This window comes from Hyphomicrobiales bacterium (assembly GCA_030688605.1).
Taxonomy (GTDB): domain Bacteria; phylum Pseudomonadota; class Alphaproteobacteria; order Rhizobiales; family NORP267; genus JAUYJB01.
In genome coordinates this window covers 1-17,461 of sequence record JAUYJB010000017.1, presented here as the reverse complement: position 1 = coordinate 17,461, position 17,461 = coordinate 1, and the positions used below count along the sequence as shown (strand labels likewise).

18 protein-coding genes, 1 tRNA gene and 1 pseudogene are annotated in these 17,461 nt (G+C 64.0%); 5 read left to right on the top strand and 15 right to left on the bottom strand.

What is annotated here, in order from left to right; genetic code table 11:
• The coding region (gene atpD, locus Q8P46_02590) for a F0F1 ATP synthase subunit beta (GenBank protein ID MDP2619055.1) at window positions 1-979 on the top strand (979 nt) is incomplete at its 5' end.
• Window positions 980-1,002: 23 nt separating this feature from the next.
• Window positions 1,003-1,407, top strand: coding sequence for a F0F1 ATP synthase subunit epsilon (locus Q8P46_02585; protein MDP2619054.1), 405 nt, complete (start codon window positions 1,003-1,005; stop codon window positions 1,405-1,407).
• Window positions 1,408-1,425: 18 nt separating this feature from the next.
• On the opposite strand, the gene Q8P46_02580 is transcribed toward Q8P46_02585, so the two are convergent.
• The 13 genes from Q8P46_02580 to rplU form a co-directional block, all read right to left on the bottom strand.
• The gene (locus tag Q8P46_02580; GenBank protein ID MDP2619053.1) at window positions 1,426-1,944 is read right to left on the bottom strand and encodes an RNA pyrophosphohydrolase; all 519 of its coding nucleotides are present in this window, start codon (window positions 1,942-1,944) and stop codon (window positions 1,426-1,428) included.
• 9 nt (window positions 1,945-1,953) lie between these two features.
• Window positions 1,954-3,198 carry a divergent polysaccharide deacetylase family protein gene (locus Q8P46_02575; protein MDP2619052.1) on the bottom strand — a complete coding sequence of 415 codons (1,245 nt, stop codon included), beginning with the start codon at window positions 3,196-3,198 and terminating at the stop codon, window positions 1,954-1,956.
• Window positions 3,199-3,266: 68 nt separating this feature from the next.
• Window positions 3,267-4,589: a S41 family peptidase gene (locus Q8P46_02570; GenBank protein ID MDP2619051.1), complete on the bottom strand. Its 1,323-nt coding sequence runs from the start codon at window positions 4,587-4,589 to the stop codon at window positions 3,267-3,269.
• A gap of 20 nt (window positions 4,590-4,609) precedes the next feature.
• On the bottom strand, window positions 4,610-5,827 hold the full coding sequence (locus Q8P46_02565; protein MDP2619050.1) for a peptidoglycan DD-metalloendopeptidase family protein: 1,218 nt from the start codon (window positions 5,825-5,827) through the stop codon (window positions 4,610-4,612).
• 202 nt (window positions 5,828-6,029) lie between these two features.
• Window positions 6,030-6,512, bottom strand: a complete 483-nt coding sequence (rlmH, locus tag Q8P46_02560; GenBank protein MDP2619049.1) for a 23S rRNA (pseudouridine(1915)-N(3))-methyltransferase RlmH — start codon at window positions 6,510-6,512, stop codon at window positions 6,030-6,032.
• Between the two features lie 32 nt (window positions 6,513-6,544).
• Window positions 6,545-6,955 (bottom strand): ribosome silencing factor, encoded by a 411-nt coding sequence (gene rsfS / locus Q8P46_02555; protein ID MDP2619048.1) that lies wholly within the window; start codon window positions 6,953-6,955, stop codon window positions 6,545-6,547.
• A gap of 150 nt (window positions 6,956-7,105) precedes the next feature.
• A complete protein-coding gene (locus Q8P46_02550) occupies window positions 7,106-7,726 on the bottom strand; it encodes a nicotinate-nucleotide adenylyltransferase (GenBank protein ID MDP2619047.1) in 621 nt (206 codons plus the stop codon).
• 24 nt (window positions 7,727-7,750) lie between these two features.
• Window positions 7,751-8,992 carry a glutamate-5-semialdehyde dehydrogenase gene (locus Q8P46_02545; protein ID MDP2619046.1) on the bottom strand — a complete coding sequence of 414 codons (1,242 nt, stop codon included), beginning with the start codon at window positions 8,990-8,992 and terminating at the stop codon, window positions 7,751-7,753.
• A gap of 75 nt (window positions 8,993-9,067) precedes the next feature.
• Window positions 9,068-10,189 carry a glutamate 5-kinase gene (proB, locus tag Q8P46_02540; GenBank protein MDP2619045.1) on the bottom strand — a complete coding sequence of 374 codons (1,122 nt, stop codon included), beginning with the start codon at window positions 10,187-10,189 and terminating at the stop codon, window positions 9,068-9,070.
• Window positions 10,186-11,217 (bottom strand): GTPase ObgE, encoded by a 1,032-nt coding sequence (obgE, locus tag Q8P46_02535; protein MDP2619044.1) that lies wholly within the window; start codon window positions 11,215-11,217, stop codon window positions 10,186-10,188. Before obgE ends, proB begins: the two co-directional genes overlap by 4 nt.
• Before the next feature lie 73 nt (window positions 11,218-11,290).
• Window positions 11,291-11,872 (bottom strand): GNAT family N-acetyltransferase, encoded by a 582-nt coding sequence (locus Q8P46_02530; GenBank protein ID MDP2619043.1) that lies wholly within the window; start codon window positions 11,870-11,872, stop codon window positions 11,291-11,293.
• 118 nt (window positions 11,873-11,990) lie between these two features.
• On the bottom strand, window positions 11,991-12,257 hold the full coding sequence (gene rpmA, locus Q8P46_02525) for a 50S ribosomal protein L27 (protein ID MDP2619042.1): 267 nt from the start codon (window positions 12,255-12,257) through the stop codon (window positions 11,991-11,993).
• A 24-nt stretch (window positions 12,258-12,281) separates the two neighbouring features.
• The gene (gene rplU / locus Q8P46_02520) at window positions 12,282-12,839 is read right to left on the bottom strand and encodes a 50S ribosomal protein L21 (GenBank protein ID MDP2619041.1); all 558 of its coding nucleotides are present in this window, start codon (window positions 12,837-12,839) and stop codon (window positions 12,282-12,284) included.
• A gap of 236 nt (window positions 12,840-13,075) precedes the next feature.
• Between rplU and Q8P46_02515 the strand changes: the two genes are divergently transcribed.
• Window positions 13,076-13,165, top strand: a tRNA-Ser gene (locus Q8P46_02515).
• 564 nt (window positions 13,166-13,729) lie between these two features.
• Here the strand turns inward: Q8P46_02515 and Q8P46_02510 are convergent.
• Window positions 13,730-14,140, bottom strand: a complete 411-nt coding sequence (locus tag Q8P46_02510) for a cupin domain-containing protein (GenBank protein ID MDP2619040.1) — start codon at window positions 14,138-14,140, stop codon at window positions 13,730-13,732.
• A 103-nt stretch (window positions 14,141-14,243) separates the two neighbouring features.
• Here Q8P46_02510 and Q8P46_02505 point away from each other — a divergent pair, with 103 nt between their 5' ends.
• On the top strand, window positions 14,244-15,137 hold the full coding sequence (locus Q8P46_02505) for a LysR family transcriptional regulator (GenBank protein MDP2619039.1): 894 nt from the start codon (window positions 14,244-14,246) through the stop codon (window positions 15,135-15,137).
• A 67-nt stretch (window positions 15,138-15,204) separates the two neighbouring features.
• Here Q8P46_02505 and Q8P46_02500 read toward each other — a convergent pair.
• Window positions 15,205-15,897 (bottom strand): annotated as a pseudogene (locus Q8P46_02500) (IS6 family transposase).
• Window positions 15,898-16,315: 418 nt separating this feature from the next.
• Here Q8P46_02500 and Q8P46_02495 point away from each other — a divergent pair.
• Window positions 16,316-17,461, top strand: a 1,146-nt coding sequence (locus Q8P46_02495) for a methyl-accepting chemotaxis protein (protein MDP2619038.1), incomplete at its 3' end; no start/stop codon positions are given.

Here is a 17,461-nt window from a genome sequence, read left to right as displayed (position 1 = left end):
CGGCGTCGGCAACACCGACAACATCATGGAGCTCATCCACAACAAGGCCAAGGCGAATGGCCGCTACTCTGGGTTCGCCGGCGTGGGTGAGCGCACCCGCGACGGCGACGCTCTCTATCACGAGAGGATCGAATCCGGCGTCAACATGGACCCGAAGAAGCATGGCGGCTCGGCCGAGGGCTCGAAATGCGCGCTGGTCTACGGGCAGATGAACGAGCCGCCGGGCGCGCGCGCCCGCGTCGGCCTGTCCGGCCTGACGGTGGCGGAACATTTCCGCGACCAGGGCATGGACGTGCTGTTCTTCGTCGACAATATCTTCCGCTTTACGCAGGCCGGCTCCGAGGTCTCGGCGCTCTTGGGCCGCATCCCGTCGGCCGTCGGCTATCAGCCGACGCTGGCCACCGACATGGGCGCGTTGCAGGAGCGCATCACCACCACGACCAAGGGCTCGATCACCTCGGTGCAGGCGATCTACGTGCCGGCCGACGATCTGACCGACCCGGCGCCTGCGACCTCGTTTGCGCATCTTGACGCCACAACCGTGCTGTCGCGCGGAATTGCCGAAAAGGGCATCTATCCCGCCGTCGACCCGCTCGATTCGACGAGCCGGATGCTCGATCCGCGCATCATCGGCGAGGAGCACTACCGCGTCGCCCGCCGCGTCCAGGAGACGCTGCAGCGCTACAAGGCCTTGCAGGACATCATCGCCATTCTCGGCATGGACGAATTGTCGGAGGAGGACAAGATTGCGGTCGCCCGCGCGCGAAAGATCGAGCGCTTCCTGTCGCAGCCTTTCTTCGTCGCCGAGGTGTTCACCGGCACGCCCGGCAAGCTGGTCGATCTCGCCGACACCATCAAGGGCTTCAAGGGGCTGGTGGACGGCGAATACGACCACCTGCCGGAGGCCGCCTTCTACATGGTCGGCACCATCGAGGAGGCGGTGGAGAAGGCCGAGCGGCTGGCCGCCGAGGCGGCTTAGGCGCGCCGAGCCAGGATCGAGGCATGGCCAAGAGCTTCAAGTTCGAGCTGGTCAGCCCGGAGCGGCTTCTGCTCTCCGGCGAGGCCGGCGAGGTGGTGGTGCCGGGCATGGAGGGCGAGTTCACCTTCCTTTCCGGCCACGCGCCGATCATGTCGACGCTGAAGCCCGGCGTGCTGAAGGTCACCATGGAAGGCGAGCCCGAGGCGCGCATCTTCGTGCGCGGCGGCTTCGCCGAGGGCAGCCCGGAGAGCCTGACGGTGCTTGCCGAGCAGGCGGTCCCGATGGACGAGCTCGACGCCGGGGCGCTGGCCGAGGAAGTCCAGAACGCGCAAGACGACGTCGCCGACGCCAAGGACGAGGAGACCCGCGCCCGGAGGCAGGAGCGCCTCGACCAACTCAAGGAATTACAGGCGGCACTGCGGCTTTAGGACGGAGGCCTGGCGGTCTCACGCCTTCGCCCCGCGGGCGAAATGCGCGAACTCGGCCACCAATTCGTCATAGACCTTACGCTTGAACGGCACGATCAGCTTGGTCAATTCGTCGAGCCGTACCCACTTCCAAGCGTCGAACTCCGGCTTATGGCCATCGCCGGGATGAGCGATTTCAATCTCTTTCTCGTCGCCTGTAAAGAGCACCGCGAACCACTTCTGCTTCTGGCCGCGATAGCGCCCCTTCCAGGCCGTCCCGACGAGCTGCGGCGGCAGGTCATAGGTGAGCCATTTCCGCGATTCGGCGAGAAACCGCACCGACCGGATATTGGTCTCCTCGTAGAGTTCGCGCAGCGCAGCTTTTTTCGGATCTTCGCCTGAATCGATGCCGCCCTGCGGCATCTGCCACCAATTGCCGGGCCCTTCCGGCTCGGCCGGTGCGTCCCTCCGGCGGCCAACCCAGACGAGCCCTTGCTCATTCAGGACCATGATGCCAACGCAAGGCCGATAGGGTAGGCCGCTCGGGTCTATGACCATCAGGCGTCGCTAATAACTGGGCGAGGGTTTCGACATCAAGGCGCTGACTGGGACCAGAACGATGCCGCGCGCGCCTAGCCCGTCGGCCCAGCGGGCAATGGCAGCGATGGTCGAAGGCAGCGCCGTCGCGACGCCGAACGCCTGGCCGCGCTCGCGGGCCAATGCTTCTAGCTTCTGCAGCGCCGCCTCGATGCTCTCGTCCGATTGTCCGGCGTCGATGACGACGTCGCCGGTGACCGCCGGGAGCCCAAGCGAGTCGGCGACGAAAGTCGCCGCGCTGCGCGGCGAAGAACCGTCATCGATGAAGGCCAAGCCGCGCCGTGCCGCCTCGTCGAGGACCGGCGACAGGGCCCGCGGCGAGGCGGTGAACTTGGCACCCATATAGTTGGTAATGGCGAAATAGCCGGTCATCCGCGCAAGCAGCCAACGCAACTGCTCGATATTCTCGGCCGGGCTGGCGTTCGCAAGCATGGTGTGCGGGCCGGGGTCGGAGTCGGGATAGTCGAAAGGCTCCATCGGCAATTGCAGCGCCACCTCGTGGCCGCGGCTGCGCGCCCGGTCGACCCAGCGCTGGAGGTCCTTGCCATAGGGCGCGAAAGCGAACGACACCGGTTCGGCCAGCCGGCGGATCGACTCGTCCGTGCTCTCGGCGCTGATGCCGAGCCCGGTGACTAGGATAGCGATGCGCTGCGAATTCTTGCCGCCCGTCGCCTGCGGCGCGTCAACGGGACGGGCATAGGCTTGCGCCGGCCTGCGACCGTCTTTGCCGATGCGCGGCATGGCACCGTGCGCGCCGGCCTCGATGAGGCCGGGATCCGGGGCCTTGGCAAGCTGCCTGATAGGCGTTTGCACCGGTGCGGCCGCCGGCGCCTCCCGCCAAACTGGGCCGGCTTCGGTGGGTGCCTCATGGTCGACTGCGATTCCGCGATGGATGGTGATCGTGACGACGCTGTTGCTGGTCGGCGCCAACTCGGCTTCGTCTTTATCGGCGCTGAGACTTTCGCGCATGGCAAGCGCACCATCGGAAGGATCGCCGGCGGTGTCGGCTGAAGATTTCTTCAAGGAGACAGTGACGATGGGTTCGCCGGCGAGAGAGTTGTGGCGCAGCAGCGGCCAAGCGATGAGCCAAACGGCAACCCCAACCAATACCGCCAGCAACAAGGTGAGAATGCCAACACCCCGCCCGCTGCGGCCAGTCTTAGCCCGCGCCGCAACGCCGCGCAGCAACGGTGCGCTCAGATCATCCGCCGCCACAATCCGCGCCGCCTCCTTGTCGGGAACGCGGCTCCCATGGCAGAACCGGCGCCGTCATCCCGTCATCCTCAGTTCGGCACCGCCGTCTTCGTATCCGGCGGGAAGTGCTCGTTCACCTTGACCCCGCGCAACAGATCGATCGCATGGGCGAGCTGCTTGTCGTCCTTCGGATCCTCGGGAATGTAGGCCGACGATCCGGAGGTCCCGTCCTTGCCGCCGCATTCGCCGGCATTCTCCAGATGCCCGCGCAGGGCACCCTCGCCGCGCGGCGTTTCGGTCGACTGCTGCACCTTCAGCTCCTCCGGCAGATCCTGCTCGACGATGATGTCGGGGGCGATACCCGTGGCCTGGATCGAGCAGCCGGCCGGCGTGAAATAGCGGGCCGTGGTCAGCCGAATGGCCCCGTTGGCGCGCAGCGGGATGATCGTCTGCACCGATCCTTTGCCGAAGGAGCGGGTTCCAAGAATGGCGGCGCGCCGGTGATCCTGTAGCGCGCCGGCGACGATCTCAGAGGCGGAAGCCGAGCCGCCATTGATCAGCACAATCACCTTCTGGCCATCGGCAATGTCGCCCTTGCGGGCATTGTAACGCTGAATGTCGCCCTCCTGCCGGCCGCGCGTGGAAACGATCTCGCCGCGGTCAAGAAAGGCGTCGGAGACAGCGATGGCCTGATCGAGCAGACCGCCAGGATTGTTACGCAGATCGACGATGAAGCCCTTCAGCTTGTCCTTGCCGATCTCGTCCTGAAGCGCCTGCACCGATGTTTTCAGCCCCTCGTAGGTCTGCTCGTTAAAGGTGGTGATACGAACGTAGCCGACATCCTCTTCGGTGTGCGAGCGCACGGAGCGGATCTGAATGATGTCGCGCACGACGCGGATGTCCAACGGTTGATCATTGCCTTCGCGCCGGATCGTCAGGGTGATCGGGGTATTGACCGCGCCGCGCATCTTTTCGACCGCCTGCGACAGGGTCATGCCCTGAACCTGCTCTCCGTCGAGATGGGTGATCAGGTCGCCGCCAAGGATTCCGGCCCGCGCCGCCGGCGTGTCGTCGATGGGGCTGACCACCTTGACCAGGCCGTTCTCCATGGTCACCTCGATGCCGAGGCCGCCGAATTCGCCGCGCGTCTGCACTTGCATGTCGCGGTAGCTCTTCGGGCTGAGATAGCTCGAATGCGGGTCGAGGCCAGCGAGCATGCCGTTAACCGCCGATTCGATCAGCTGGGAATCCTCCGGCTCCTCGACATAGTCGGAGCGGATGCGCTCGAATACCTCGCCGAAAAGATTCAGCTGGAGATAGGTCTCCGAATAGGCGCCCGCCGCCTCAGCGGGAACGAATTTCGCAATTGACACGGCAAGGCCGCCGGCGAAGCCGACAACCAACGCCAACACCGGAAGTGTTGCTCTTCGCATTAGCCACGCACCCTTTCTTCTGCGCTGGCCCACCAAGGGGTCGGGTCGATAGAAATTCCGTCTTTACGGAACTCGACGTACAGCACCGGACGGTCAGATGCTCCGGATCCGGCGAATGAATGTCCGAACGCCGCTCCCTCGCCCATGGTGCCGACCGGCTCACCGGCAAGCACAAACTGACCGAGGCCCACGCTGATCCGCTGAAGGCCGGCAAGGAGCACATGATAGCCACCGCCGACATTTATAATCAAGAGTTGTCCGTAACTGCGGAAGTTTCCGGCGAATACGACCCAACCGTCCGACGGGGAGGTGACTTGGGCCGAGGCGCGCGTGGCGATGGCGACTCCACGCGTGGTGCTGTCGAAGCCGTTGGCCTCGCCGAACTGACTAACCATCGAGCCATTGACAGGCAACGGCAATAGGCCCTTTGCAGCAGCAAAGGACATGGCCGGGCGGATGCGGCCGGGGTCAGTCAGCGCCGCGCGCTGTAGCGCCGGCTCCATGTCGCTCCGGCCTTCGGCTTCCGCCTCGGGCTTAATCTTTTCGTCCATCCGAGAGATCAGTACCTGCAGGCTCTGGGTCTCCCCGGCGAGCTTATCGGCTTGGCGGCGCGCCTCCTCGAACTCAGCCAGGGTTGCGGCAAGGTTGGAACGTTTCGATTCGATCAGCGCCTCGATGCGCACGCGTTCTCCGGCGAGCGCCCGGGTGCTGACGGCCAGCCGCTCCTTTTCAGCCCCTATCTGCTCGCGCAGGTTCATCAGTTCGGTCAGATCGCTGGCTAGCTTCTGTGCCGTCACCCGCAATTCCGGCACCACCGCCCCCATCAGCATGGCCGAGCGGATCGCCGCCAGCGCGTCCTGCGGCCGCACCACTAGGGCCGGCGGCGGAGTGCGCCCGAGCCGTTGCAGGGCGGCGAGGATTTCGGCCAGCGCCGCGCGCCGCGAGCGTAAGGAGGCTCGGATTATCTCTTCCTGATCGTTGAGCTGTTCAAGGCGTGTCTCCGCCGCCTCGATCTGAGCTTCCCCCGCCTTGATCTTGTCGGCGGTGTCGATCAGCCGCCGGGTCAACTCGGCCCGATCCGCTTTGATGGCGGTGACCTGAGACTTGAGCCGGACAGTTTCCTCCTCGGTGAGCTTGAGCGACTCAGTGAGCTGTCGGAGGTCAAGCTCCACCGACGCCTTGAGCGGGTCGGCCATCGCCGCGCCGTACGTGAACATGCCAAACGCTACGGCCGCGCCAAGACCCCGACACACTCGCAGCATGCGCACAGTACTAGCTCTTACGGTCACAGAGTTCGGCTCCATGCCCCTCTCTTCCGGTCACCTTACACACCATCACCCCCCAGGATATCCGTCGATCGGTAGCCTAACTGCGTTAAGAGATTGTCAATCATAGGGCAGAAGAGGGGCAATATCGGCCCTACCCGCGATGATAGGGATGGCCGGCGAGAATGGTCATGGCGCGATAGATCTGCTCGACAATCATCGCCCGGACCAGCAAATGCGGCCAGGTCATGGCGCCGAGCGACAAGACAAGGTCGGCCGCGCGCTTGACGCCCGCGCCATGGCCGTCCGGTCCGCCGATGAGGAACGCCGCCCCAGACACGCCATCGTCGCGCCAGCTCGCCAGAAGCGCGCTCAATTCCCGGGTGCTTAGCGCCCGGCCGGCTTCGTCGAGGACAACCTTGCCGACCCCCGCCGGCACCGCGGCGATGAGTTTCTGTCCCTCGGATTTCCGGCGCAGGGTTTGGGTGGCCTCGCGCCCCTCGTCGAGTTCGACAATGTCGGGGCCGGAAAAGCCAAGCGCTCGGCCGGAGCGGCGGGCGCGGTCCACATAACGGTCAACGAGTTCGCGCTCGGCACCTTTCCGCGCGCGGCCGATGGCGGCGACTATGACCCGCATGGCTTACAACATGGCCCGTGGCAGGCCCCGGCTCACATTGCCATCCGCTCGGCCGGCTGCGCCGCCGACCACATCTTTTCCAGATTGTAGAAGGCGCGCACCTCGGGGCGGAAAATGTGCACGATCACATCGCCAGCGTCGATCAAGACCCAGTCGCAATTCGGAATGCCCTCCGCGTGCATGCGTCCGAAGCCGGCCTGCTTGAGATCGCCCAGGAGACGCTCGGCAATGGCGCCGACATGACGCTGCGAGCGACCCGATGCGACGATCATATAGTCGCCAATCGACGATTTGCCCTTCAGGGAGATGGTTGCCGCTTGTTCCGCCTTGGAATCGTCCAGGCTCTTGAGAACCGTATCGAGCAGCGGCACTTTCGGCTTGCGCCTACGCGCAGGCGTCAACTGAGGCGCGCCACGACTGGCGCCCTCCGAGGGTGTTGTCATTGTCGCGTGAAGATCCTTCTCTCATCCATCACTTTGTCCGGGCTCCGCGCGGAGATTGCGCTGCGTGCGTCCCGGGCACGCCAACCTTTCCGGACGAGCGTTACAATAAAACGCGTTCGTCATGATTTTCAATAGACGCTGCCAATTCGTTCACTTCCTTTGCCGCGGACCATGCCGGCGCAGACGGCTCGACGACAGCAGGCTTAGGGGGCCCGAGAGAAAGCACCATACCGGCGGCGCAAGCCCCGCCAGCAGCCGGGCGTCTTCCTCGTCGATACGCCGGTCGGCATAGCGAAGTGCGGCCGGTGATGACATCGCGCGCAGCCGGTACGAAGGCCGGTCAATGACGGCGACAGGCACCAGCTCGAAAATCTCCGGCCAGCGGTTCCAGCGATGGATGGAAGCGAGATTGTCGGCGCCCATGAGCCAGACGAAGCATACGTCTCGTTGCGCGCGGATCAGCGCACGCAACGTGTCGCGTGTGTAGATCAGCCCAGCATCGCGCTCAAAGGTCGAAATCTTGATGCGCGGGTGCCGCGCGATCTTTCTGGCCGCCGCGCAGCGCTCTTCATAAGGGGCAAATTCGCCTGTTTCCTTGAGCGGATTTACCGGCGAGACCAGCCACCAGACCTCGTCGAGGGCAAGACGCTTCCAGGCTAGCAGGCTGGCATGGCGGTGGCCCTCATGCGGTGGATTGAACGAGCCGCCGAACAGGCCGATGCGGCGGCGATGCCCGGCAATTCGGCCGGACGGGGAGGGGTGGGGAACCATCTGCGAACCGGCCGAGATATGCAATTACGGCCGCGTCTGGCCCGTGCCGTGAACGCGATATTTGAAGCTCGTCAATTGTTCAACGCCGACCGGCCCGCGGGCGTGCAGTTTGCCCGTGGCAATGCCGATCTCAGCACCCATGCCGAATTCGCCGCCGTCGGCGAACTGTGTCGAGGCGTTGTGCAGCACTATGGCGCTATCGACGCGGGCGAGGAATGCGTCAGCGGCTGCCCGATCGTCGGTTATGATGGCGTCGGTGTGCCGCGAGCCATGGGCAGCAATGTGCTCGACCGCCGCGTCGAGCCCGTCGACGACGCCGAGGGTGATGATGGCATCGAGATATTCCGTGTCCCAATCCTCGGCCGTCGCTGGAACGACACGCTTGTCGGCGGCCCGCGCCGCCCTATCGCCGCGCACCTCGCAGCCAGCCGCGATCAATGCCTCGATCAGCGGAGCAAGGTGACTGTCAGCAAGTTCCCGGTCGACCAGCAGTGTCTCCGCCGCGCCACAGATGCCGGTGCGGCGCATCTTGGCGTTGACGGCGATCTTCTTGGCCATTTCGATGTCGGCAGGCGCATGGACATAGACGTGGCAGATGCCCTCCAGATGGCTGAACACCGGCACCCGCGCCTCCGCCTCGACGCGGCCGACGAGGCTCTTGCCGCCGCGTGGCACGCTCACGTCGATGGCCCCGTCGAGCCCCTTCAGCATCAGCCCGACGGCGGCGCGCTCGGTGGTCGGCACGATCTGGATGGAGGCTTCCGGCAGCTCCGCCGCGGCGAGCCCGCGAGCGAGCGCGGCATGAATGGCGCGGCTCGAATGGAAGCTCTCCGAGCCCGGGCGTAGGATCGAGGCGTTGCCGGCCTTCAGGCACAGCGCGCCGGCATCGGCAGTGACATTGGGGCGGCTCTCGAAAATAATGCCAACGACGCCCAGCGGTGTGCGCACACGCTCGATTCTCAGCCCGTTGGGTCGCGCCCAGGCTGCAATCACGTGACCCACGGGATCATCAAGCGCGGCGATCTCCTGGATGCCCTTGGCCATGGCCTCGACCCGGTCCACGTCGAGCCGGAGGCGGTCGATGAATGACGCAGGCCGGCCGGCCTCTCTGGCGGCGTCGATATCGCCCTTGTTGGCGGCGAGGATTTCGGTCTGCGCCGCGCGCAACTCGCAGGCCATGGCGATCAGCGCCGCGTTCTTCTGCGTCGTGCCGGCCGTCGCCAGAACCCGCGCCGCCGCCCGCGCCCGCGCGCCGAGCGCCATCATCTTGTCGCTCAGGCTGCGGTTCCCGGCGCTCTTGCCGCGTTGGCCCTTGTTATCGACGGGCAAATCCATGCGTTCCTACTCCCGTTTCAGTACCAGATCGTCGCGGTGGATCAGCTCCGTGCGGCCAGCATAGCCGAGGATCGCTTCGATTTCACCGCTCTTGCGCTTGAGGATGCGGCGCGCATCCTCGATATCGTATGCCGACAGGCCGCGCCCTAGCTCGATGCCATCGGCGGTCTTGACGAGGACGGCGTCGCCGCGGCGGAACCGCCCTTCGACCTTGACGACGCCGGCCGGCAGCAGGCTCTTGCCCGACTTCAACGCGGCCACCGCGCCGTCATCGATGATCACCGCGCCGCGCGGCTCGAGCGAGCCGGCAATCCACGCCTTGCGCGCTGTCACCGGGCTTGCGGCCGGGATGAACCAGGTGCAGCGCGCCCCGTCATTGAGACGGGCCAGCGGATGGGCGACCTTGCCGGAGGCGATCGCCATATGGGCGCCGGCGGAAACGGCGATCTTTCCCGCCGCGATCTTGGTCACCATGCCGCCGCGCGACAAGCCGGAGCCGACATCGCCGGCCATGGTCTCGATTTCCGGCGTGATCCGCCCCACCCGCTCGACGAACTTTGCCCCCGGGCTGCCCGGCACCGCGGTGTAAAGCCCGTCGACGTCCGACAGCAGCACCAGGCAGTCGGCGCTCATCATGCTGGTTACGCGGGCGGCAAGGCGGTCATTGTCGCCATAGCGGATCTCGTTGGTGGCCACCGTGTCGTTCTCGTTGATGATCGGCACGGCTTTCAGGCGCAGCAGCGTCTCGATGGTGTTGCGGGCGTTGAGATAGCGCCGCCGCTCCTCGGTGTCGCCGAGGGTGAGCAGCACCTGGGCCGCGGTCAGGCCGCGCGCGCCCAGAGCGTCCTTGTAGGCGTGGGCGAGCGCGATCTGCCCGACCGCGGCCGCGGCCTGGCTTTCCTCGAGCGCCAGCGCCCGCACCGGCAAGGCGAGGACGCCGCGGCCGAGCGCGATGGCGCCCGACGAGACGATGAGCACATCGGCGTCGCTGCGCGCCAGCCCGGCAATGTCCTCGGCCAACGTGTCGAGCCACTTGGCCCTTAGTCCGGCCGTTCGATCGACCAGCAGCGAGGAGCCGATCTTGACGACGATGCGGCGGAATTTGCCGAGTTTGGGTCGCGCGCTCATGGCCGCCAGACCTCCACGTGCGCCGGCTCGGCTCGGGCGTTCTCCGCATCGATACGCGCGAGAAGCCCGCGCAGCACCTCGCGCACCCCGTCCCCGGTGGCCGCCGACAGCCGCAGGGCCGGCTTGCCCGCCGCCCTGGAAAGCGCCTTGCGCCGCGCGACGACGAGTTCCTCGCTCACCGCGTCGCATTTGTTGAGCGCCACGATCTCCGGCTTTTCGTCGAGCCCGTGTCCGTAGGCGGAAAGCTCGTTGCGCACCGCCCGGTAATTTACCGCGGGATCCTCGCCGGTCGCATCCACCAGATGCAACAGCACCCGGCAGCGCTCGACATGGCCGAGGAACCGGTCGCCCATCCCGGCTCCCTCATGGGCGCCTTCGATGAGGCCCGGAATGTCGGCGAGCACGAATTCGCGGCCATCCACTGCAGCGACGCCGAGAATCGGGTGAAGCGTGGTGAAGGGATAATCGGCAATCTTCGGCTTGGCGGCGCTCACGGCGGCGAGAAAGCTCGATTTGCCGGCGTTCGGCAGGCCGACGATGCCGGCATCGGCGATCAGCTTCAGGCGCAGCCACACCCAGCGCTCCTCGCCCGGCGCTCCGGGATTGGCGCGCCGCGGCGCCTGGTTGGTGGCGGTCTTGAAATGGGTGTTGCCGAAGCCGCCATTGCCGCCGCGGGCGAGCCGCACGCGCTCGCCAACCCGTGTCATGTCGGCAATCAGGGTCTCCCTATCTTCCTCGAAGATCTGGGTACCGACGGGAAGCCTGAGCACCGCGTCGGCGCCATTGGCCCCGGTGCGGTTCTTGCCCATGCCGTGGCGCCCCTTGGCGGCCTTGAAATGCTGCCGAAAGCGGAAGTCGATCAGCGTGTTGAGCCCCTCGACGCACTCCGCATAGACGCTGCCGCCGCACCCTCCGTCGCCGCCGTCGGGACCGCCGAACTCGACGAACTTCTCGCGCCGGAACGAGGCGCACCCCGCCCCGCCGTCGCCGGAGCGGATATTGATCTTGGCCTCGTCGAGAAACTTCATGGCATTGCTTCTTACGGTTGCGGCGCCCGTTTCCTAGCCGAAAGCGGCGGCGTCGAACAGATGTCGCGATTTCTCATGCGCTGAGCGGCCCGCCCCATTGCCTGAGGCTTGCCCATAGCCCGTGGTCGAGGCGGAACCGACGCACCGGCACAGTGCCGCCGAAATAGCGCGACTCCATCATGTCGTCGCCGCAATATTGAAAGCCGCATTTTTCCAACACCCGGCGCGAGGCGGCGTTGGTGATGCGGCAGCCGGCGGCGAGCCGCTTGTAACCGTGGGCGAGAAAAGCGAAGTCGACGACCGCGCGCGCCGCCTCCGTCGCCAAGCCCCGGCCCCAATGGGGCTCGCCGAGCCAATAGCCGAGATCGGGCGCGTCGCCCCCCTCCAGGCGGTCGAAGCCGACGACGCCGACGAGGCGACCGTCGGGAGGCTTCAAGACGATCGCGAACCGCGCCTCGCGCGCCGCCACCGGGCTTGCGATCCACCGGCGGGCATCCTCTTCGCCGTAAGGGTAGGGCAACCTGCCGGTGTTCTCGACCACCCGCGGATCGTTGGCAAGGGCGGCGAGCGCTGCCGCGTCCACGGGCCGGGGCGCGCGCAATATCAATCGCGCTGTCTCAAGGAACCCGTCCTCGTCGTCCGTTTCCTCGCTCATCCTCGTTCCCTCCGGTCAATGAAAAAGGGGAGATGGCATCCCATCTCCCCTTGCTTCTGACCGATCTGGTTCCGCCGGTTCGACGAGATGCCGGCGGATCGGGATTGTCTGTCCGCCGTTACTTCTTGGCCTCCATCGGAAGCACCGACACATAGGTGCGGCCGCGGGCCTTGGCGCGGAAATCCACATTGCCCTCGACGAGCGCGAAAATGGTGTGGTCCGTGCCCATCCCGACATTGTCGCCGGGGTGCCACTTGGTGCCGCGCTGGCGCACGATGATGTTGCCCGGCACGACGTTTTCGCCGCCGAACTTCTTCACGCCGAGGCGCCGGCCGGCCGTATCGCGGCCGTTGCGCGACGAGCCGCCTGCCTTCTTATGAGCCATTGCCGTTACTCCTCAGTCGACTGTTTACCTGCCGGCCGGCTTCTTGGCGGGTGCCTTCCTTGCCGTTGCCTTTTTGGCCGGGGCCCTCTTTGCCGCTGCTCTCTTGGCGGGAGCCTTCTTCGCCGCCGCCGCTTTCGTTGCCGTCTTGGCCTTGGGTTTCGCCTTCGCCATGGTCTCCGCTTCCCTCTTGGTTTTCGGTTCAGCCTCTGCCTTCGCCGTTGTCGCCGGCTCGATCGCCTTTGCCGCTTTTGCCGCGGTCGGTTTCTTGCCGCCGGTCAGGATCTCGGTGATCTTGACCTTGGTTAGCATCTGCCGGTGGCCGCGGGTGCGCCGATAGCCCTTGCGGCGCTTCTTCTTGAAGACCGTGATCTTCCTTGCCCGCGCCTGCTCGACCACTTCCGCCGCAACACAGGCATCGGCGACCAAGGGCGCGCCGACGGCGAGCTCCTTGTCGCCGGCGATCAGAAGCACCTCGTTGAATTCCACACTGTCGCCGGCTTCGCCCGCGAGCTTTTCCACCGACAGCACTTCGTCCGGCGCGACGCGGTACTGCTTGCCGCCGGTCTTGATCACAGCGTACATGGCTTCTTATCCCAATTGTTTCAACCGCGCCCTGCGGCGCCGCGCACGCGCGGACTTGTTGTGGTCTTGTTGATGGCCTCGGGCAGCGTCTTTAAGCGGCCCGCACTATAGTTGCGACACCCAAACTGTCAAGGCGCGCCGATGCGTGGGGCGGCCGGTTGCCGCGTGCCTGTGCCGGCGCAAGTCTCTATGCTATGGCTCGCCGACCGCTTATATGCCGGGCAGAGCGCGACCGCGGAGGGGTGCCGGAGTGGTCGAACGGGGCGGTCTCGAAAACCGTTGTGCGCGCGAGCGTACCGTGGGTTCGAATCCCACCCCCTCCGCCATTATCCTATTGCGAACCTCGAACAGCGCTGCATCAGCACCGAAATTTCTTTGGGTTTCAAAGGGGTTTAGCAGATCCGACCGAACCTCAGAGACTGGTGGTGCGCCGAATTTTTAGTCTCTGAACGGCTTTCGTCTCTTTCCGACCGAACCTCGTCGGAATTGGTTCGGTCACGGAAAACGCCGTATTTTCAATTGATTGTGGTTTTGCCCGGCCGAACTTTCTGCGGCACGGTGATTGCCAGCCATGTAAACAGAGACACCCAAGGTAGGCGTTTTGGAGCGTGGGTGCGGGCAATGTTGCGGCAGACCTTCACCCTACAGCTAAGCCGACGCCGCCGTACCGCATACGACGGCGCTTGGGTGGGTTGTGCGGCGAGACCGTCAGCAAGAGATGGTCTTCCGCTGTCACGGTCTTTCGCTAGGTGGCAGGATCGCTGGAGAAGCGGATCGGCACGACCGCTGTCAGCAACGTCGCGATCCGAACCCAAGCAGGCCTTCGCGCCGCAACCGTAAACGACAGTACCCATTTCGGCCGCTGGAGACGGAGTCACGCTGCATGGGCATTATTCAGCTGGATCGGCGAAGGGCGTGTCCGGGTTGCTGACATAGAACAGCACCATGCTCGTCGGGTCTGCCGCATCGAGGTTTCGGCCGGTCATCCGCACGCGTGGCGGCTCGACGAAGACCTCTCCCGCCTTGACGGTGACCGGCTCGCGCCCGTCCAGCTCCAGCGTGAATGCACCTTGCAGAACATAGACAGTCACCGGGAAACGGTGCGAGTGGAAGGGCGTGCGATCGCCGGGCTCCAGTTTCGCGAACAGCACCCGGATCTCTTGTTGTTCCGTTTTCGGCATGGTCTCCACCACTTCGCGGTGCAGTGCCCTGAGTTTCGCCGCACCTGAAACCTGCGCCGAGGTCGTGACGCCGACCTCAAGACCTTCGATCGCCTTGCTTACGTCCATAGTCGTGTGCATCGCGTCCTCCATCGGTTAGCCGCACTGCAAGGATTACGCCTGGCTCGCCTGCTGCGGCAGCAGCAATGTTGCGAAAGCGGCCTGCAAAAGCGCATAACAAGCAATGTTCGACTGGAGCGACCTGAAATATTTCGTGGCAATCGCGACGCATGGCAGCACCATCGCGGCCGCCAAGGCGCTCGGCGTCAATCAATCCACCGTACATCGACGGATAGGCGAGTTGGAGCGCCGATTGGGCCACGCACTGGTGAGGCGGCATCCGTCCGGCTACAGGCTGACCGAGTTCGGCGAGGCGTTGCTTCCTGCCGCGCGGAATGTGGAGGATGCGGTGGGCGCCGTCGAGCGCCAGGTGCATTCCTACTCCCACCAGCTGCACGGCGTCATCAGGCTGACCTGTCCAGAGCCGCTGGTTTCACGCATTTCGGACTCGACCCTGCTGAAACTTTTCCACGAGCGCTATCCTGGATTGAGAGTCGAGTTCGTCATGAGCGACACTTATCTCGATCTCGCCAAGGGCGAGGCAGATGTCGCACTACGTTCCGGCGAACCGGACGACGAAAATCTTGTCGGTCGCAAGATCGGCGACTCCATCTGGGCGGTCTACGCCAGCCGCGACTATGTCGAACGACACGGCAAGCCACAGAGGGTGGAGGACATCACCGACCACGCAATCGTCGGCTTCGACGGGATGCTGATAAACCATCGGGCGGCGAAATGGTTTGCTGTTGTTGCGCCTGACGCCAAGGTGGCGGCGCGCAACAACAGCGTGCTCGGTGTTTTGCATGCGGTGAAGTCGGGGCTTGGGGTGGCACCGTTGCCGACGACCATCGCCGACATGCACGACGACCTCATCCAGGTCTTGCCTCCGGTGAAGGAACTGAGCCGCGGATGGTATCTTCTGGCGAATCCTGATCTTCGAACCACCCCGCGAATCCGTGCATTCTTCGATTTCGTCATCGAGAAGCTCGATCTGATGCGCCCCATTCTCATGGGATAGTAGCCTGACGGGCATTGTCACATAAACCCCAGCGGATTGCAGCTTGGACGGCTCGTGGCTGAAGTCGGGCGGCCACGCTCGCAGCTTTCCAGGCGTCGAACGATGTGGTTCGAAGCTGCTTGTACATGGATCGTCTGAGGAGGTGGCGCTGGTGGTAGAAAGTATTGTAGGTCACGGAGAAGACGGACAGGAAACGTTGCGCGGAGCCGGGTGACTTGAACCTTTGTAATTTGCGTTCGCGCCGGCGAACCGGTTGATGCGAATTCTCGGCCCTGTTGTTGGCTCTCAGACCGCGGTCATGCTCTGCCGCAAGGCCTATAGCTCGGAATGCTGACGGGTAAGACCGAAGCTTGTCAGTAACCACCCGGCTTGGTGCAAATCCTTGCTTCTTGGCCAGCTTCTTCATCAACCTTCGTGCAGCTTTGGCGTCGCGCCGTCTTTGAACGAGGAAATCCAGAACCGCCCCTTCATTGTCGACGGCGCGCCAGAGCCAATAGCGTTTCCGCTGGATGACGATCACCATCTCATCGCGGTGCCAATGATCGCTGGGCCTGGGGCGGGTTCGGCGCAGATTGGCGGCGATGGTCGATCCGAACTTCAAGAACCAGCGGCGCACGGTCTCGTAGGAGATGTCCAGGCCCCGCTCGGCGAGCATCTCCTCAACATCGCGGTAACTCAGAGTGAACCGGGCGTACAGCCAGACCGAATGGCGGATGATATCGGCTGGGAAGCGGTGACGCTTGAAGGAGAGCTGGCGCATCAAGCCAGTTTAATTTCCATCTCATATTCCCGCCAACCCAGTTTATGTGACAACGCCCTCAGGCCGGAAACAAGCGTGCATTCCCCGAACGCTCACCGCCTAGCCGTGATATTTCCCTGTTCAGTGCAGTATATTCCCTGTTTCGCGGACTGCACCCTTGGGATTGGACAGTGATCAGGCGTGAGATCCCCCGCCTTCGTAGACTGGGGCGCTTTCCTCTGACAAAGCCCAATGATCCATTCGGGAATTCCAAGTTAAATTTTGTTAACCTACTATTGCGACACTTAGAGCGCATTCCGAAAAGTGGAAACCGGTTTTCGGACAAAAAATACACGTAAAATAAAGAAGTTAGAGCGCTTTGAGTGACTCCGGTTTCACGAAAAGCGCTCTAGCCGCGGAATTGCGGGTGAGGAAGCGCATGCGGATCATCAAGAGTATCAAGGACACCCGTGTTGTCATGGGCATGGCCATGTGCTTGGTGGTCCTGATTGGCGGTTCGTACTTCCTGATCGTGTCAACGGTCGATGTGTTGATAAAGAAGGACGCCGAAGCTGCTGCCTTGGGATGGGCCAATTACTTTTCAAGAAGTTTGGATGAGATCGAGCAAATCGCTGCCGGCAAAATGCTGTCTGCCGAGAATAAGTCCTTCATCGAAGAGGCCAGGTCGATAGGGCAGGTTTTCCGCTTCAATCTGTTCGATTCCGACGGTCGTATTCGCCTGGTTTCAGATGACTTGGATAATGCGGGGCGCGACGATTCAGATTTGGCAGAGCACAACCCTAAGGCTTTGGCTGTCTTAGAATCTGGGCAAGCATATACCGTCGTCAAGGAAGGGACTCCTCCAACCCGCCCGCTTCTATACGCTGAATCCTATGTACCAGTCATGAAGGATGGACGAACCGTTGCCATTGTGGAGGTCTATCTGGATCAAACCGCGAAACAGCAACTGTTTCAATCACAGTTCGGCGCGACAACCCTAGCCCTCGTCGCCATCATCGCCTTGTCTTTTGGCGCGCCCACAGCCGCATACTTTTGGCGAACTCGACAAAAGCGAAAGTCCGATCAGCATATCCAGATTCTCGCCAACGACGCCGTCGAACGGGAACGGATGGCCACCGAGCAGAAGCAACGGCGCGCCGAGGAGATTGAACGGTCCCAAAAGATCGAGGCTTCGATCCGTAAATTCGAGGGGGGAATGCATGCAGCGCTCACCGGTATCGGCGGCACGGTGAACAAGCTTGAGGTAGTGTCGACGACCCTGACCTCGAACGCCCAGGACGTCTCCGAGCGCAGCTCGATCGCCGGCAATGCGATCGGCTCGGCCTGCGAGGACGTCGAAACGGTCGCGTCCGCCGCCGAGCAGCTCGCCGCCTCGATCAACGAGAGCGCCGCGGAGGCGACCAAGTCGAGCGAGGTCGCCGGCCGCGCGGTCAGCGAGGCGAACAAGACCACCAAGACCATGCGCGGCCTGTCCGACGCCGCCAACCGCATCGGCGAGGTCGTCGGCCTGATCCAGGACATCGCCGAGCAGACCAATCTCCTGGCGCTCAACGCGACCATCGAG

Coding starts and splice junctions, on each gene's coding strand:
- Q8P46_02585 (MDP2619054.1), top strand. CDS start 1,003: ATGGCCAAGAGCTTCAAGTTCGAGCTGGTCAGCCCGGAGCGGCTTCTG.
- Q8P46_02580 (MDP2619053.1), bottom strand. CDS start 1,944: ATGGTCATAGACCCGAGCGGCCTACCCTATCGGCCTTGCGTTGGCATC.
- Q8P46_02565 (MDP2619050.1), bottom strand. CDS start 5,827: ATGTTCACGTACGGCGCGGCGATGGCCGACCCGCTCAAGGCGTCGGTG.
- rlmH (MDP2619049.1), bottom strand. CDS start 6,512: ATGCGGGTCATAGTCGCCGCCATCGGCCGCGCGCGGAAAGGTGCCGAG.
- rsfS (MDP2619048.1), bottom strand. CDS start 6,955: ATGACAACACCCTCGGAGGGCGCCAGTCGTGGCGCGCCTCAGTTGACG.
- Q8P46_02550 (MDP2619047.1), bottom strand. CDS start 7,726: ATGGTTCCCCACCCCTCCCCGTCCGGCCGAATTGCCGGGCATCGCCGC.
- Q8P46_02545 (MDP2619046.1), bottom strand. CDS start 8,992: ATGATGGCGCTCGGCGCGCGGGCGCGGGCGGCGGCGCGGGTTCTGGCG.
- proB (MDP2619045.1), bottom strand. CDS start 10,189: ATGAGCGCGCGACCCAAACTCGGCAAATTCCGCCGCATCGTCGTCAAG.
- obgE (MDP2619044.1), bottom strand. CDS start 11,217: ATGAAGTTTCTCGACGAGGCCAAGATCAATATCCGCTCCGGCGACGGC.
- Q8P46_02530 (MDP2619043.1), bottom strand. CDS start 11,872: ATGAGCGAGGAAACGGACGACGAGGACGGGTTCCTTGAGACAGCGCGA.
- rpmA (MDP2619042.1), bottom strand. CDS start 12,257: ATGGCTCATAAGAAGGCAGGCGGCTCGTCGCGCAACGGCCGCGATACG.
- rplU (MDP2619041.1), bottom strand. CDS start 12,839: ATGTACGCTGTGATCAAGACCGGCGGCAAGCAGTACCGCGTCGCGCCG.
- Q8P46_02510 (MDP2619040.1), bottom strand. CDS start 14,140: ATGCACACGACTATGGACGTAAGCAAGGCGATCGAAGGTCTTGAGGTC.
- Q8P46_02505 (MDP2619039.1), top strand. CDS start 14,244: ATGTTCGACTGGAGCGACCTGAAATATTTCGTGGCAATCGCGACGCAT.